Annotated in this window: 8 protein-coding genes and 1 pseudogene; 2 read left to right on the top strand and 7 right to left on the bottom strand. The window is 72.6% G+C overall.

Annotation, left to right across the window (positions count from 1 at the left end; translation table 11 throughout):
• Positions 1 to 7: 7 nt before the first annotated feature.
• A complete protein-coding gene (locus VIW71_RS25500; protein ID WP_331624985.1) occupies positions 8 to 1,693 on the bottom strand; it encodes a discoidin domain-containing protein in 1,686 nt (561 codons plus the stop codon).
• An 805-nt stretch (positions 1,694 to 2,498) separates the two neighbouring features.
• Here VIW71_RS25500 and VIW71_RS25495 point away from each other — a divergent pair.
• Complete coding sequence (locus VIW71_RS25495) at positions 2,499 to 3,497, top strand: serine hydrolase (protein WP_331624984.1); 999 nt, start codon at positions 2,499 to 2,501, stop codon at positions 3,495 to 3,497.
• Positions 3,498 to 3,504: 7 nt separating this feature from the next.
• Here VIW71_RS25495 and VIW71_RS25490 read toward each other — a convergent pair.
• From VIW71_RS25490 to VIW71_RS25475, 4 genes and pseudogenes are all read right to left on the bottom strand, one after another.
• A pseudogene (locus VIW71_RS25490) lies at positions 3,505 to 3,615 on the bottom strand (DUF5990 family protein); the annotation flags it as partial.
• Between the two features lie 33 nt (positions 3,616 to 3,648).
• Positions 3,649 to 4,656, bottom strand: a complete 1,008-nt coding sequence (locus tag VIW71_RS25485) for an NADPH:quinone reductase (RefSeq protein WP_331624983.1) — start codon at positions 4,654 to 4,656, stop codon at positions 3,649 to 3,651.
• Between the two features lie 641 nt (positions 4,657 to 5,297).
• On the bottom strand, positions 5,298 to 6,167 hold the full coding sequence (locus VIW71_RS25480) for a Gfo/Idh/MocA family protein (protein ID WP_331625005.1): 870 nt from the start codon (positions 6,165 to 6,167) through the stop codon (positions 5,298 to 5,300).
• Positions 6,168 to 6,169: 2 nt separating this feature from the next.
• Positions 6,170 to 6,592: a 5-carboxymethyl-2-hydroxymuconate Delta-isomerase gene (locus VIW71_RS25475; protein WP_331624982.1), complete on the bottom strand. Its 423-nt coding sequence runs from the start codon at positions 6,590 to 6,592 to the stop codon at positions 6,170 to 6,172.
• A 213-nt stretch (positions 6,593 to 6,805) separates the two neighbouring features.
• Between VIW71_RS25475 and glnII the strand changes: the two genes are divergently transcribed.
• Positions 6,806 to 7,825, top strand: coding sequence for a glutamine synthetase (glnII, locus tag VIW71_RS25470; RefSeq protein WP_331624981.1), 1,020 nt, complete (start codon positions 6,806 to 6,808; stop codon positions 7,823 to 7,825).
• A 67-nt stretch (positions 7,826 to 7,892) separates the two neighbouring features.
• Here glnII and VIW71_RS25465 read toward each other — a convergent pair whose 3' ends face one another.
• Together VIW71_RS25465 and pulA are read right to left on the bottom strand one after the other, a co-directional pair.
• Positions 7,893 to 8,360, bottom strand: coding sequence for a GNAT family N-acetyltransferase (locus VIW71_RS25465; protein ID WP_331624980.1), 468 nt, complete (start codon positions 8,358 to 8,360; stop codon positions 7,893 to 7,895).
• 193 nt (positions 8,361 to 8,553) lie between these two features.
• Entirely contained in the window at positions 8,554 to 13,995 is a 5,442-nt protein-coding gene (pulA, locus tag VIW71_RS25460) for a pullulanase-type alpha-1,6-glucosidase (RefSeq protein WP_414720846.1), read from the bottom strand.
• Positions 13,996 to 14,309 lie beyond the last annotated feature (314 nt).

Below are 14,309 nucleotides of genomic sequence, written 5' to 3'. Positions count from 1 at the left end.
GGCGGGTTCAGGCGCTGAAGACGCGGAACTCGGAGACCTGGCCGGCCGGCCAGCCGGTGTTGGCGGTGAAGGTGAGGCGCACGTAGCGGGTGGTGGCGGTGGACGGCAGGGTGAGTGTGGCGGTGTTGCCGGTCGCCGGGTCGAAGGTGTGGTCAGCGGCCGACAGCAGGGTGGTGAAGCTGCCGCCGTCGGTGCTGCCCTGGACCGAGACGGTCTGGGTCCGGGTGCCCCAGGCGCTGGACGGCGGCAGGGTGAGCACGATGCGCCCGATGCCGGTGGCGGCGCCGAGGTCGACCTGGAGCCACTGCGGGAACGCGTGGTTGGCGCTCTCCCAGTAGGTGCCGGGGTCGCCGTCGGTGGCGTTGCCCGAACCGTAGACCTGGGTGTGGCTGCTCTCCGACGTCGGTCTGTGCAGTGCGAGGTTGGTGGTGCCGGAGCCGGAGCCGGCCACCGGTGGGGTGGGGCGGGTGGCCGTCAGCGCGATCTGGCCCTTGAGCATCCGGCCGCCGTCGCCGGTCAGCCGCAGGTAGTAGTCGGCGGAACAGGCGGTGCCGTCCTCGTCGAGGGCGAGGAATCCGGAGTCGACCGGCACCCAGGCCAGTGACTCGGCGGTCTTGGCGATCTGGTTGCCCTCGTTGAACTCGTCGAACATCGAGATGTAGATGCCCTGCACCCCGGCCCGGACCACGTTGTAGAACTGCCGCCACATGAAGTCGCCGTGCGCGCGCTGCCGGTCGGCGACCGAACCCGGCAGCACGCAGGGCTGGTAGTCGATGCCGTACGCGGCGCACTCGGCGAGGTCCGGGAGGGTCGCCACGTTGTAGAAGTTGTCGGCGTCGGCGACGTTGCCGATCCGGCCGACCATCCACGGCGAGAGCATGTGGAAGGCGTGGTAGACGTCGCTGAACCCGGGCCGCGAGTCGCGGTCGCCGGTACGCCACCAGGTCGGCACCCCGCCGATGACGTAACAGCCCTGGGCCTTGAACCAGTTGACGACGTCCAGGCAGGGACCCGGCGCGAACGGCCGCTGGCTGTCGTTGAAGCCGAAGCCCCAGACGCAGACCACCGGCTTGCCGTTCTGGCGGGCGTAGGCGGGAGACGCGGTGTGCGCGGACATCGTGTTGGTCCAGTCCGCCTTGATCTCCGGTTGCATGTTCGTCCAGTCCGAGACGTCGTACATGATGTAGAACTTCCGCCCGTACGACTCGGCGGCGGTGCGCACCTTCACCGCCATGGCGTCGCGGGTCGGGCCCTCGCCGCCGGTCGGGTTGAAGCGTTGCAGGGCGGCGGTGTCGATGGCGTTCTGCTGCATCCACCGGAAGTGGGTGTCCACGGTCTGCTGGTCGTACGAGGAGAACAGCGCGGCCGGCTGCCCGTTGCCGAGGTCGGCGTAGGCCGTGGGGTACGTCCTGGTGAAGTCGCGTACGTCCGGCCAGGCGGCGATGCCGGTGTTGGACGGGGACGGCGGCCGGCCGGAGTCGGGGCTCCAGTGCCACCAGGCGTTGATCGGTGCGCCGTCGCCGATGCAGGCGAACCAGCCCTGGTACCCGACGGTGATCTTGCCGACCACGTCTCCCGGCGGACTGGCGGCGGCCGACGCGCTCCCGGCCACCGCGGTCTCGGTGATCCCGAACGTGCCCGCGGCGCTGGCCGCGACCGCGCTCTGCAACAGGGTCCTGCGTGTGACGCCCATCTGGACTCCTCCGCTCTCTCCTCCGGCCGGGTCAACTCCCCTTTTTTGAGGGCTGGTTGACGTTCCCGATGTGCTCGGCAGCGAGCCGGGGATCTGGTGCGGGGATCGTAACGACAGCGTTACGGCTTCGCAATGGATCGCGCACCAGTAGAAAAATTTGACCGAAGTCACGCAAGAAGCACTCAGGTGGGGGCGGGTGGCGGAGTGCGGCACCGCGGTACGGCGCCCTCCGGAAGGTTTCACATGATTGGAACGGAAAGCTCGGCGCAATCCAAGAATTCGTTCATACGGTCCCCGCATGGACCAGGACGACGAGGCCCCGGAGGACGGTGAGGGCGGCATACCGGGGGCCGGGGAGGCGCAGGACGCGGGGGACGCCGGAGACACGGCACACACCGCTGACGCGCCGGAAGGCGAAGACACGGCGGACACCGGGGACGCGGCAGGGGCCGGAGAGTCGGCCGAAGCCGGTAACGCACCGGACGCCGCGGCCGCAGGGCACCTCGGGGAAACGCCGGACGCGGGGAGCGCCGAGGACACGGCGGACACCGGGCAGACCGCGGACCCCGGGGACGCGGCAGAAGCCGGGAACGCCGGCGAAGCCGCAGACGCGGAGGACACCGGAGACGCCGCAGGCACCGGGAGCCCCGGGGCAAGCCCGGACGCCGCGGGCCCCGGGAACGCTGGGGGAGCCAAAGGCCCTGCGGACCTCGGGGAGACGGCGGAAGCCGCGGGCGCGCGGACGGTGGGGGCGGCCGGGCCGGCCGGGGGGCGTCGGTGGCGGGCTCGGCCACGACCCACCGCGGTGACCGCGGTGACCGCGGTCGCCGTCCTCACCCTGGTCACGATCGCGCAGTCGCCCTCGGCGAAGGCGGGGGCGGGGGCGGATACGAAGCCGGTGCCGCACACGACGGCGGCGGCGCGGAACGCGGTCCTCACCACACCGGTGGCCATGACCGGTGCGGCCACCGCGCCGCCGCCCACGCCCACGCCCACGCCCACGCCCACGACGACACCGCCCGCACCGACGAGGACGGCCACCGCCGTCGATGTCCGGCGGGCCGTCGCGCGGGCCGTGACCGCGCTGCCCGGCAGCCGTACCGGGGACTTCGCGGTCGGCGTGACGGCGTTGGACGGCGGCGTCGTGGCGACGTACGACAGTGACGCGGGGGACGACTTCTTCGACACCGCGAGCATCGTCAAGGTGGACATCCTCGCCGCGCTGCTGCTCGACGCGCAGCACGACGGCAGGCCGCTCACCGCGGCGCAGCGGCGGCTGGCCACCGCGATGATCGAGTGGAGCGACAACAGTTCGGCCCTCGCGTTGTGGCGCACCATCGGCCGCGCGCCGGGCCTCAACGCGGCCAACCGCACGCTGGGGCTGCAGCGCACCTGGGGCGGGCCGGGCGACCTGTGGGGGCTCACCCAGACCACCGCCCACGACCAACTCACCCTGCTCCGCGCGGTGTTCGGTGATGACTCGCCACTGTCGGCGACCTCCCGCACGTACGTCAAGGGCCTGATGCGCTCGGTGACCTCGGGTCAGCGATGGGGGGTCTCCGCGGCGAACAGGGGCCCCGACTCCGACGCGCGCGGCTACGCGCTGAAGAACGGCTGGCTGCGGCGTACCGCCACGGGTCTGTGGGACATCAACAGCATCGGCGAGGTGACCTACCGGGGGCACCGGCTGCTGATCTCCGTCCTGTCCTCCGGCCAGCGCTCGCAGGCCGCCGGGATCGACCTGGTCGAGGACATGGCCCTGGCCGCGGCGAAGGCGTACACCGCAGCCGGGACCGCGGGGTGACCTCCGGCTACGCGGACCATGCGACGGCGGGCGGGACCACGCGGGCGCACAGGGGGTGACCCCTGGCGTCGGTGAGGCAGAGGCGGCAGGTCAGGCGGCCGGCGCGGAGGGCGGCGCCGAGTACGCCGGCGGTCCCCGAGTGCGCCCCGGCTCAGGAGGAGACGTCGACCAGGACCTTGCCCACCGCGCCCTGCTCCACCGCCGCGTGGGCGTCCGCCGTGCGGTCGAGGGGGAAGTGGTGGAGAGGGAGGCCCGCCTCCTCGCCCACCCGGATCGCGCCGTCGGCCAGCGCCGCCGTGACCGCGGCGATGGCGTGGTCCTTGGCGGCCGGGGGCAAGGTGTAGACGAGGATGCCCTGCCAGCGGAGGTTGGCGGTCATGGAGGGGCGGACCGGGACGGTGACCGTGCCGCTGTCGTCGGCGTAGAAGGCGACGACCGCGTCCGGGGCGGCGACCGCGAGATCGAGTCCGGCGTTGGCGGCGGGGGCGACCTCGACCACCTGGTGGACGCCGTCCGGGGCGATGCGGCGGATCTCGGCGGCGGCGTCCTGGGACGTGTAGTCGACGACGTGGTGGGCGCCGGCGGCGCGGGCCAGCTCGCCCTTCTCCTTGCTGCTCACCGTGGTGACGACCGTCGCGCCCGCCCAGCGGGCGAGCTGGATCGCCGCGTTGCCCACCGCGCCCGCCCCGCCGGCGACCAGCACCGTACGTCCGTCGAGCGCGCCGGGGGCGAGCCGTTGCGGCCCTCCGTCGGCGACGGTCAGGGCGCGGTGGGCGGTGAGCGCGGGGATGCCGATGCTCGCGCCGAGTGCGAAGGAGGCGTGGTCGGGGAGGGCGACGGCCTGGCGGGAGGGCAGCGTCATGTACTCCTGGGCGGTGCCGCCGGGGCGCTGGTACGCGGCCTCCCACACCCAGACCCGCTCACCGATCCGGCTCTCGGGCACGCCGGAGCCGACCGCGTCGATGACACCCGAGCCGTCCTGGTTGGGGACCTGCTCCCAGGAAGGGCCGACGGTCCGGCGCCTCTTCCAGTCGGTGGGGTTGACGCCGGACACCCGCACCTGGACCCGTACCTCACCCGGACCCGGTTCGGGCACCGGGCGCTCGCTCAGGGTCAGGACGTCGGGACTGCCGCTGGTGGTGTAGATGATCGCCTTCATGCATCCAAGAATGTACGCCGCCCCCCGGATTCTTCCCGCAATCGCATACTCCGTTCGGTGCGCCGCAGGTGAAAGGCACTCCCGGACGACGCGTCGGTGCGGCGGCGGTTCGCCGAGCGCACCGAGGGGGCGGCCCTTCGCCCCCGGGACGCGCCCACCGTGCGGGACCGCGGCTCGCCGACCGGTCCACCGGCGCCGTCCGGTCCGCCGCCGGCGCGATCCGCGGCGCGGTGCCCTCGACCGGCGGCCCGGCGACCGGTGACCGCGCCGGAGGCCGCGGGAGCGGCCGTACCGTCCGTACCGGAACCGGCAGCCTGGTCTTCCGCGCCGGAACCGGGAGATCCCCCGCGCCCGGACCGGCGGCGCGTGACTGCCGCACGCACCCGCGTGCCCGCGGTGCGTGAGAGGCCCGCGCACCGGGTCGTGCACCGCGTCGAGCGCCGCCCGCGCCGCGCCCGTGCGGGCCCGCGGCCGGTACAGGTAGTCGGTGAGGTGGAACATCCGCGGCGACACCACGTCGGAGAAGGGCGCGGGCACGTACGGCGTCCGCCCCGGGCCCGGCACCGGAGAACGGCCCTGCCGGGTGGCGCCGTCGGTGGTGGTGACCTCGTGCCGGCAGGGCGCGCCCCCGCCCCCGCCGTCTACTCCCCCAGCGCCGCCTCCGCCGCCGCCAGGATCTCCGTCACGCGCAGACCGAAGCGCACGTCGCACGGATGCGGGGTGGCGGCGAGCAGCGCGTCGATCGCGCGGGCGTACGCGTCGGTCGCGGAGCCGCGCAGGCCGTCGAGGTGGGCGGCGACACCGTGGGCGCCCCGGAATTCGACGGCGACGCCCGCGCCGGCCGGCGGGGCGGTGAGCGTGAGCACGGCCGTACTGGACGGTCCCCCGACGTGACGCAGCGTCAGATGGACGGTGTCGCCAGGGCCGCGCGAGGCCCTCACCTCCGTGACGTCGCCGAGGACCGGCAGCAGTACGGAGAGCGCGTGCGGGCCGACGTCCCACAGGCCGCCCATCTCCCGCCGCCAGGGCGAGTCGGCGTACGGACTCCCCACCGCGCTGAACACCGCGCCGTACCAGTCGGCGCGGCCGGTGTACCACTCCCCCGCCGCGGCCTGCCGCTCCAGCCACTCTTCGGTCTCCGTGTCGAAGCGCAGGGTGAAGAAGACCACGGAGGCGACGTCGGCCGCGGCCACCGCGTCGGCCACCGCGCGGGCGTCCTCGACGGTCGCGGCCAGCGGTTTGTCCAGCAGCAGGTGGCGGCCGGCCGTCGCGGCGCGCACCGCCAGCGGCGCCTGGAGGTGGGGCGGCAGCGCGATCGCCACCGCGTCCACGGCGTCGATGAGGGCGTCCGCGTCCCCGTACGGCCGCGCGCCGAACTCCGCCGCGACCCGCGCCGCCGCCTCCGGCCTGCGGCCCCACACGCCGACCAGTTCCACCCCCGGGTGTGCCGCCAGCGCCGGCCCGTGCGTCCGCAGCGCCCACGGCCCGGTCCCGAGGAGCCCGACGCGCACGGTCACGCGTCGTCCCGGACGGGCGCGTCCTGCGGGGAGGCGTCCCGCACCGGCTCGACGTGGGTCGCATACGTCTCGCGGTCGAGCTCGCGTATCTCCACCGACATCTGGATCCGGAACGCCGGCGCGGGCGCGGTGTGGGTGCGGACCAGGGCCAGGACGGCCTGGCCGAGCTCGCGTTTCACGTCCGTCGTGCGGCCGGAGAGCAGCGCGATCTCGACGTGGATCATCGCGTGGCGGGGCGAGCCGTCGGCGATGTGGAGGTAGTCCGTGTCGACGAAGCCGGGGTGGAGGAAGCGGGTCTTGCAGCCTTCGACGCTCGCGTCGGCGATGGAGGCGATCGTCGGGTGCAGATCCTCGGCGAAACCCGCCGTGTCGAATACGGAGCCCAGGTCACTGGAGAACTCAACGGTCGTGTGCGGCATGGGGCGCAGCCTAACGGCACGTTCTCCGGCCACCACCGACGCGGGGTTGAGGCCCAGGAGACTGAAGTGCTGTATCCGCTGGTCATGCAGGCTAGTTCACACTGGGTTAACACGTGGGCAACAGTTGGGAAAAGCCGTTTTGTCACGCTGCCTTCGGCCCGATCGCTGCCGCTCGGCCAACCCGCGCACACGCTCGTTAAGGATGGCGTCACCGTGACCTACAAGGCTGAGTACATCTGGATAGACGGCACCACGCCGACCGCGAAGCTCCGTTCCAAGACGAAGATCCTTGCGGACGGTGCCGAGCTTCCGATCTGGGGCTTCGACGGTTCCAGCACCAACCAGGCCGAGGGTCACGCCTCCGACCGCGTACTCAAGCCGGTCGCCTCCTACCCCGACCCGATCCGCGGCGGCGACGACGTCCTCGTCCTGTGCGAGGTCTTCAACATCGACGACACCCCGCACGAGTCGAACACCCGTGCCGCACTGCGCGAGGTCGCGGAGAAGTTCGCCGCGCAGGAGCCGCTGTTCGGCATCGAGCAGGAGTACACCTTCTTCCAGGGCTCGCGCCCGCTCGGCTTCCCCGAGGGCGGCTTCCCGGCCCCGCAGGGCGGCTACTACTGCGGTGTCGGCGCCGACGAGATCTTCGGCCGCCCGGTGGTCGAGAAGCACCTGGAGAACTGCCTCGCCGCGGGCCTCGGCATCTCCGGCATCAACGCCGAGGTCATGCCCGGCCAGTGGGAGTTCCAGGTCGGCCCGCTGGGCCCGCTGGACGTCTCCGACCAGCTCTGGATCGCGCGCTGGCTGCTCTACCGCACCGCCGAGGACTTCGGCATCTCCGCCACCCTGGACCCCAAGCCGGCCAAGGGTGACTGGAACGGCGCGGGCGCGCACACCAACTTCTCCACCAAGGCGATGCGCGAGGGCTACGACGCGATCATCGAGGCCGCCGAGTCGCTCGGCCGCGACGACAAGCCGATGGAGCACATCAAGAACTACGGCACCGGCGTCGAGGCCCGCCTGACCGGCGCGCACGAGACCGCCCCGTGGAACGAGTACAGCTACGGCGTCTCCAACCGCGGCGCGTCGGTCCGTATCCCGTGGCAGGTCGAGGTGGACCAGAAGGGCTACATCGAGGACCGCCGCCCCAACGCGAACGTCGACCCGTACGTCGTCACCCGCCTGATCACCGACACCTGCGGCAGCGCGCTGGAGAAGGCCGGCCTGGTCTGATCCGCCGCCCCGCGTCGTACGAAGGGGGCCCGGCTCCTCGGAGCCGGGCACCCTTCGTACGACCCCCTCACGCCTCCGGCACCCGCAGCCGCATCGTCACATGGTCCTCCTCGCGGCCGTCCTCCTCCCACCCCTGCCGGGCGTAGAAGGCACGGGCGCGGGCGTTGGGGGCGAAGACGTACAGACGGGCGGTGGTCAGCTTGGCGTCCTGCCAGACCGCGACGCACGCGCGGTGCAGTGCGGTCCCGGTGCCGGTCCGCCACACCGCGGGGTCGATGTGGAAGTGGAACAGCTTGTCCCCCTCGAACCGGGCTCCCAGGACGGCGAACCCGACCACCCGTTCGTCACGGACGGCGCACAGCACGGTGTACTCCCCGGAGCGGATCGCCTGCTCGGTCCCGGCCCGCTGACGTTCCAGTTCGGCGGGCCCGCTGTACGCCTCGGCGGGCAGATGCCCCGCGTAATAGGTCGCCCTCGCCCGCGCGTGGACCTCGCAGATGGCGTCGAGGTCCTCGGGCAGGGCAGGCCGGATCATGACATGGGGGATGTTCACGGGGGATGGGACGCGTAATCCGGCCTCGAAGTTCCCCGGTCGGCGCAACTGCCGGTAACACCGGTCGGACCGACGCACCGGCCCCGTACTCACCACGTTCCCGCCCCCGCGCCGAACGCGGCGGCCGGTCCGGGGGTCAGGACCCGGACCGGCCCACCGTAGGGTCAGCCGGGCGTCAGCCGGCCGACCTGAACACCGCCACCGTACGCGGGGGCACGGTGAAGGTGCCGGTTGTCGGGGCGTAGCCGGCCGTCTTGACGACCGGGTCGGCGCCCGTGGCCTGGACCGGGTGCAACCCGTACCGCGTGCCCGCGAGGGAGGCGATCCGCTGCTCCTGCGACTGCGGTGTGGCGTTGAGGACGACCACCAGGTCACCGGCCTTCATGGTGATCACGCCCGGCGTCTCGTCCGTCCCCGACAGCGGGAAGGAGAGCCGCTGCTGTACCTGCGCCGCCGTGGTGAGGTGGAAGACCGGCTCGGCGGTGCGGATCCGCAGCAGGTCGCGGTACGCGGCGCCGGCCGCGTCGATCCGCGCGCAGTCGGGGGTGAGGCCGTCAGCGGTCAACAGGGGCTTGGCGTAGACCCACTTGGACTGGTTGTCGGCCGCGGGGGGCAGGCCGCGCCCGAAGCCGTTCCCCCCAGCGCAACTCCAGTGGATCGCGTTGAACCAGTCCCCGGAGTCGAAGGAGTTGCGGTCCAGGGACTTGGAGCGCAGCAGGTCCGATCCGGCCTGGTAGAGGGCCGGTCCCTGGGAGAACGCGGGGACGGCCTCGGCGAGTACCTGCATTCGGGCCCGGTCGGCGGCGGAGGTGCCGGCCGGGAGTTTGTAGGCGAGGGCGTCGTAGAGGGCTTCGTTGTCGTGTGCGTCGGAGTAGGCGAGGGCGTCGCCGGGCGCGTCGGCGTATCCGGCGGGCGCGCCGTTGTAGTCGATCCCGGCGCCGGTGACCTGCCGGCCGGCGGAGTCGGTGAAGCCGAACTCCCGCAGGTTTCCGGTCAGTCCGACCTTGATCAGGTCCTGGTAGTGCAGCAGCCGGGCCCGCTGCTGGGCCACGGTGCCGTTGGACGACGAGGAGTTGGGATCGGTGAACAGGCCTGAGGCGAAGCCCTGGATGCCGGGGTCGGCGTCGAACGGGCCACCGCCGCGTGCCGCGTCGCGTGCCCGGTCGGAGAAGGTGGCGATACCGGTGCCCGCCATGTTGGCCTGGGTGGCCTGGACGAAGCGGGCGTTGTCGGCGACCTCGCCGAAGTTCCAGCCCTCGCCGTAGAGGATGATCTTCTTGCCGTCCACGCCGTCGTGCGCGAGGGTGAGCGCGTCCAGCGCCTTGCGGACGGCGAGGATGTTCGCCTTGGGGTGGTGGCCCATCAGGTCGAAGCGGAAGCCGTCGACCTTGTACTCCTTGGCCCAGGTGACGATCGAGTCGACCACCAGCTTGCCCATCATGGTGTTCTCGGGCGCGGTGTTGGCGCAGCAGGTCGAGGTGGCGACCGAGCCGTCCGGCAGCAGCCGGTGGTAGTAGCCGGGCACGATCTTGTCCAGTACGGAGGTGGCGGCCTGGCCGGACGCGGACGTGTGGTTGTAGACCACGTCCATCACCACCCGCAGTCCCGCGCCGTTGAGCCCCTGCACCATCCGCCGGAACTCCTTGGTCCGCTCCGGCCCGTCCGGGTCCTTCGCGTACGACCCCTCGGGCACGGTGTAGTGGTACGGGTCGTAGCCCCAGTTGTACGCGTCCTTCGCCGCCGACTTCGTCACGCAGGCCTGCTGCTGGTCGCTGTCGGGGGCGTACGACGCCAGGTCGCAGGCCGGTTCCGCCTGGTCCTGGTCGCGCTCGGGCACGGTGGCGAAGTCGAAGGCGGGCAGCAGGTGGACGTGGGTGATGCCCGCCGCGGCGAGGTCGCGCAGGTGGGTCATGCCGGCGGCGTGGGTGTCGGTGAAGGCGCTGTACTTCCCGCGGTCGGCGGCCGGCACGGTGGAGTCGGCGACGGAGAAGTCCCGGATGTGCAGCTCCTGGATCTGCGCCCGCCCGATCGGCACGCCGGCGGGTTTCGCCTGCCGTGCCCAGCCCCGGGGCGCGAGCTTCGGGTCGTCCAGGTCCACCAGCAGGCTCCTGGCGGAGTCGGCGGTGAGCGCCACCGAGTACGGGTCGGTGACCTTGTTCACCACCAGCGCCCGGACGCTCGGCGCCCAGACGGTGACGACGTACAGGTACGGCTTGCCGGTCCATGACCGGTTGCCGGTCACCGACCAGACGCCGCCGGCCGCGTCCCGCCGCATGGGTACGGTCCGGCCGCCGATCTCCACCGACACGCTGTGGGCGGTCGGCGCCCACAGCGACAGGCGGGGTGTGCCGTGCGCTCCGAACACCGGGCCGAGCGCGGCCTGCCGGGCGGCCCCGGCGTACAGGTCGTCCAGGACGCCGGCGATCTGGACCCCGGTGGCCGCGAGCAGGGCGCCGTTGGCCGCCCGCTGGGTGGCGATGAGCTGTCCGCGCAGGGCGTCCCGCACCCGGTCGCGGTCGCGCGGGTCGACGGTGAACGCCGTGTAGCCCTTGAGCTGCGGGTACGCGGCGAGCTGGGCGTCGGTGAGGTCGCCCTGCCTGGTCAGCCTCAGCCAGTGCCCCTCGTCGGACAGGGCGCCGCCCTGGAGGGTGATGCCGCCGTCGCGGGCGTACACGAGCTGCTGGGAGGCAGAGGGGGCGGACGTCTTCCAGGCGACGGTGTCGCGGTCGATCCACTGCGCCTGCGCCTTGCCGAGGTCGAGGTCGGCGCCCGACCCCTTGGGCTGCGGCAGCAGGTACTTCTCGGTGGCGTTCAGCAGCCACACCTCGTGCCCGGTGGCGGCGAGGTCGAGGGACTGGTCGCTGGGCAGGTCCTTGGTGTCGCCGTTGTGCACGATGTAGCTGAGCGAGGTGGCACCGGCGGCCAGCGGCACCTCGTACACCGCGCCGTAGGAGTCGGTCCTCGCCGGCAGGACCGGAGCGCTCCACTCGGTGGGCTGGGCGGCGCCGGTCCACACGTGCAGCCCCCAGCCGGTGTAGTCGCCGTCCGCGCGGTGGTAGTGCAGGACCGCCTTCGCGGTGTCCTGCGGCGGGTAGGCGCCGGCGGGCGCGGTGGTGGCGACGTCCGGGCTGCCCTGCTTGACCCACACCTCGCCGGTCGCGGTGAGGTCGATCGCGCGGTCGGCCTCGGTGTCCTTCACGCCGTCCTTGCTGACCACGATGAAGCCGATGCCGGACGCGCCGGGCTTGAGCTTCACGTAGGCGAAGGCGCCGTACGCGTCACGCCCGGTGAAGGGGTGGCCGGCCGGCCAGCTGGTGCCTTCGCCGTCGGCGATGTCGCCCCAGGTGTACAGGCCCCAGTCCGCGTAGTCGCCGTCGGTGCGCTGGTAGTGCACGATCGCGTAGTCGCGGCTGACGGCGGTGGGCGGCGCGGTGACCGGCGGAGTGCCGGTGCTGGTGGCCGCGGTGGCGGCGGCGGTACGGCCGGCGGAGTCGATCACGACGGCCTTGTACCGTACGGGAGTTCCGGCGGGCAGCGTCGGGCTGAGGGCCTGGGTGACCCGGTACGGCGCGTGGTCGGCCGAACCGAGCACCTGCCACCGCGCGGTGCCGGCCTGGGCGGCGAACACCACCCGGTTCAGGCCGCCGCCGGTGACGTCGGCGGTGAGCTCGACGGTGCCGGTGGCGCCGGCCTCCGGCGCGGTCAGGGTCAGTGCGGGCGTCGCGGCGGGTGCGGGCAGCGGCTGGGCCGCCCGGTAGACCACGGCGTGGAGCGCGGGCACGGTGACCGTCACGGTCGCGTCCTGGCCCGACGCGACGACCGTACCGTCCGTACCGTAGATCCCCCGGTACTCGGCGCCGGCCGCCGCGCCCGTGGGCACGGTCACCGTCCGCGCGGTCGTCGCGTTGTTGACCGCCACCAGGTAGTCGTTCTCCGCTGTGCGCGAGTACGCGTACACGCCCGGGCCGCTGCCGGGCTCGACGTACCGCTCGGTCTGGACGCCGTCCCGGAGCGCCGGGTGCTCCTTGGTGAGCTTCGACAGGGCGGCGATGGCGCGGTAGAGCGGGTGGGCGGGGTCGTACGCGTCGTCGGCGGCGGTACGGTCGGTGCCCAGTTCGTCGTCGTCCAGGTAGTCGGCGACGCCGGAGCCGAACATCGGCTGGCGGGCGTCCTTGTCGCCGCCGGAGCCGGTGAAGCCCTGCTCGTCGCCGTAGTAGACCACCGGGTTGCCGCGGGTCAGGAACATCACCTCGTTGGCGAGCCGGTCGCGCTGGAGGAGTTCGGCGTCGCTCGCGGTCGGGTTGTCCTGCTTGACGAAGGCGCCGATGCGGCCCATGTCGTGGTTGCCGAGGAAGGTGACCTGCTCGTACGCGTTCGCCTTGTCGGTGGTGTAGCGGTAGTCCTGGGCGTAGATCCCGGCGAGCCTGTCCGGCGCGGCGCCCTGCGAGGCGTACGCGCGGGCCGCTTCCTGCAGCGGGAAGTCGAGCGTGGCGTCGAGGCGGCCCTGCGTGACGTACGACGAGGTGAACGCCGGGTCGGCGGCGTAGATCTCGCCGAACATGAAGAAGTCGGGCCGGCCGCGGCGGGCGGCGTACGCGTCGAGCGCGGTGGCCCACTGGGTCCAGAACGGCATGTCCACGTGTTTCACGGTGTCGATCCGGAAACCGTCGACGCCGTAGTCCCCGACCCACTTCTGGTAGATCTTCTCCATGCCCTGGACGACCTCGGGCCGTTCGGTCCACAGGTCGTCGAGGCCGACGAAGTCGCCCTGCTCGGAGTTCTCGCCGGCGAAGGTGGAGTCGCCGCGGTTGTGGTACATCGTCGGGTCGTTGAGCCACGCCGGGACCTTGATGTTGCGCTTCGCCTCGGGCACGACGGGCACGCGCGGGAAGGAGTCGGCGGTGACCTCAGGGAACCCCCTCGTGCCGTCGGCGTAGTCGCTGTCGTCGAAGGGGGTGCCGTCCTCCGACAGGTAGGGGAACGCGCCCTTGGAGAGATACCCGTAGGTGTTCGCGGTGTTCCCGATGACGTCTGCGGTGTGGTTGGTGATGACGTCGAAGAAGACCTTCATGCCCTTGGCGTGGGCGGCGCCGATCAGCTTCCTCAGATCGTCGTTGGTGCCGAAGTGCGGGTCGACCTGGGTGAAGTCGGTGATCCAGTAGCCGTGGTAGCCGGCCGAGGCGTCCTTGCCCGCGCCCTGCACGGGCTGGTTCTTGAAGATCGGCGCCATCCAGATGGCGGTGGTGCCCAGTCCCTGGATGTAGTCGAGGTGCTCGGTCAGCCCCTTGAGGTCGCCGCCCTGGTAGAAACCCTTGTCCGTGGGGTCGTACCCGGTCTCCAGGCGGCTGCCGATCAGGCCGCCGCGGTCGTTGGAGGCGTCCCCGTTGGCGAACCGGTCCGGCAGGACGAAGTAGAACTGCTCACGGGTGGCGTCGTGCCGCGCGGGCTGCGCGGCCAGCACCTCGTCGGAGGGCGGCGGGGGCGGTTGCGGCGCCGCGTGCGCCGTACCGGCCGGCACGACCAGGGCCGCGAGCGCGGCGAGCGCGGTGGCGGCGGCGGTGCGTCTCACTCGGGTCCGGCGGGTCCGCGTCCTGGACGCGGGCAGCCTGAACGGCAGGGCCACGGGCGGTTCTCCTTGCGGCTATCCGTCGTCGTCCGACAACGGAAAAAGGACAGCCTCGCGCCCGGACCCACGCGCATGAACCGGGTGCCGCCCCGGCGTCGGTGCCGGGGTCGTCCGGGACGGTATCCCTCCGGGCGCGGTTGCAGCAAGGGTCTGTAAGCAATTCCAGGGCGGGTCCGGCGGAGTGGTTTCGCCCGACGTGGGAGACGTGAGCGGTCCTGCGGGCTGGGCGGGCGCGGGCGGCTGGCAGGCCGCAGCCCGGGGACGCCACCGGGAAGGCCAGGCCCCGCGCGGGGCACCCGGTCTGC

The organism is Streptomyces sp., assembly GCF_036524955.1.
Classification (GTDB): domain Bacteria; phylum Actinomycetota; class Actinomycetes; order Streptomycetales; family Streptomycetaceae; genus Actinacidiphila.
This window is presented reverse-complemented; position numbering and strand designations above follow the sequence as displayed.